Consider the following 2,294-nt stretch of genomic DNA (forward strand, 5'->3'; position numbering starts at 1 on the left):
GTCCCAGCGCATTTGGCTTTGTTGGCCGTTGTGCCAGCGGCGGATCTGGTTGCCGCGCTCGTCGTATTCGTAGTGGGTGCCGGTGTATTCGCGCAGCAGGTTGTCCATCAGTTTGTTGCGCTTGGCGTCCGGGTCCAGCGGGCGTTGGTACTGTTGGGTTTTTTCGTCCAGTAGGTTGCTGGCCGGGTCGAAGGCGAAGGTTTCGACGCCCAGGCGACTGGTGGCGCTGAGCAGTCGACCGACCGGGTCGTAGCGGTAGGACAACGGCCCGCGGCGGCTGTCGTTGAGGTCGGTCAGTTGGCCCGCGGCGTCGTATTTGTACTCGCGTTTGAGCAATGTGGACTGGTTGTCGCTACGGCTCAGCAGTTGGGCTTGCAGACGGCCGACCGGGTCCCATTGTTGGGTTTGCAGCAGGCGGTTGCCTTGGTGGCGGGCGACTTCGCGGTGCAGGTCGTCGCGCTCGTAGCCGATCAGTTCGTGTTCGTCGAGGCGCATGCCCAGCAGGTGGCCGCTGCCGTAGGTCAGCCAGCTGACTTTGTGGCCGTCCGGGCGGGTGGTGGCGATGCGTTGGTTGAGCACGTCGTACTCGTGTTGCCACACGGCGACTACCGGTTTTTGCAGGCTCAGGTAGTGCTGGTGTTCGCGCAGCAGGTTACCCGCCGGGTCGTGGAACCATTGCAGGCGGCTGTCGGCGTTGGTGGCCATGACCAGGTTGCCGTTGCCGTCGTAGGCGAAGGTTTCGGTTTGCGCGGTGTCGTTCAGACGTGCTGTGCGCTCGATCAGGCGCCCTGTCGGGTCGAACTCGACGTGGGTGGTGCGCTGGCCGTCGACGGTGCTCGCGAGGCGGCCGGTGCTTGAATCGTATTCGTAGAGGGTGCTGCGCCCGTCGAAGCCGGTCTCTTTGAGCAGGCGGCCCACCGGGTCGTAATGGAATTTGGCCTGTTGCTGGTTTTCGTTTTCCAGCGCGAGCAGTTGGCCGAGGCGGTCCCAGCGGTAGCGCAGGGTGTGTTCGGCGGCGTCGACACGTTCGTCGATCAGGCCCGCCGCCGTGTAAGTCCACGTCGTGCAGCGGTTAAGGCCGTCGGTGTGGGCCAGCAGCCGCCCCTCGGCGTCGCGGTTGAAACGCTCTTCGGTGTTGTCGGGGTGCTTGATCAGGATCAGTTGCCCGGACCTGTACTCGTACTCGGTTTTGTTGCCCGCCGCATCGGTGAAGCAAACCATTTTCCCGAGGTCGTTGTAGGCCCAGGCGCTGGTTTTGCCGGAGCAGTCGACGTACTCCACCAGTTGGCCTGCGTCGTTGTAGTCGAGGGTTTTTTCGTTGCCGTTGGCGTCTTTGATCGCGGTCGGCAACCCGGCGTCGTTGTAGGCGTACTCGGTCTTGTTGTCCAGCGGGTCGATGGCTTCAATCAGGTTGCCGTGGTCGTCGTAGTCGCGCAGCCACAGGCCGCCTTCGGCATCGCGGATTTTGATCAACTGGTCCTGATCGTTGTAGGCGTAGTGCATGACGCTGTGGTCGGCGCGGATGTGTTCGAGCACATTGCTGCGCTCGTCGTAGCTGTAGCGGTCGGTGCTGCCGTCAGGGTGGACGTGGCGCAGGATGTTTTTCGCGTCGTCACGGAACAGCCATTCCGAACGCCCGTCGGCATGGCGGATGCGGTAGGTGTAGCCAAGGATGTCGTAGTAGTGCCAGGTCTCGTTGCCGTGGGCATCGGTGACGTAGGTCAGGCGGATGTTTTCATCCCATTCCAGGCGGGTATCGAAGCTGCCGTCGTCGGCCCATTCGCGGATGGCCTTGGCGTCGGGACCGGTGCCTTGCCATTGCAGGTTCATGCCACGGGCGGTGCGGTCGGTGTAGCGGGTGATCAGGTGATGCTGGTATTCGTAGCTCCACGCGGCGCCGTTTTCGTCCTGCGCGTTGATCAGGTCGCCGTGAGCGTCGTAGTAGTACGCCGCCAGTTGACGCACCGGCGCGCCGTCGCGGATTTCCCACAGGCCTTTGAGGTGGCCGTGGTCGTCGATCATGGTGCCCAGATGCAAGTGGACGTTGGTGAGGTCACCCTGATAGGTGATCAGGTCAGACAGCACCGGCTGGTCGGCGTGGCGGTATTCGTGATGCAGCATCACGCCCGCGCCGTTGCGCAGCTCGATGTGGGCCAGCAGGAAGCAATCGCCGTGGCGAACGTAGGTTTCCCTGCGTTCGAAGCCTCGGCAGAGGAGTAAGGAGTTGTCAGTGACGCGGACCAGCGTCAGGTTTTCGATGGCGTCGTAGTGCGCTTCGCCGACGGGTTTCAGGG

At 63.0% G+C, this 2,294-nt stretch carries 1 pseudogene; it reads right to left on the reverse strand.

Annotated elements, in window-relative coordinates:
* A pseudogene (locus TU86_RS22000) lies at positions 1-2,294 on the reverse strand (RHS repeat-associated core domain-containing protein); the annotation flags it as partial.

It is taken from the genome of Pseudomonas weihenstephanensis (assembly GCF_001043055.1).
GTDB lineage: Bacteria > Pseudomonadota > Gammaproteobacteria > Pseudomonadales > Pseudomonadaceae > Aquipseudomonas > Aquipseudomonas weihenstephanensis.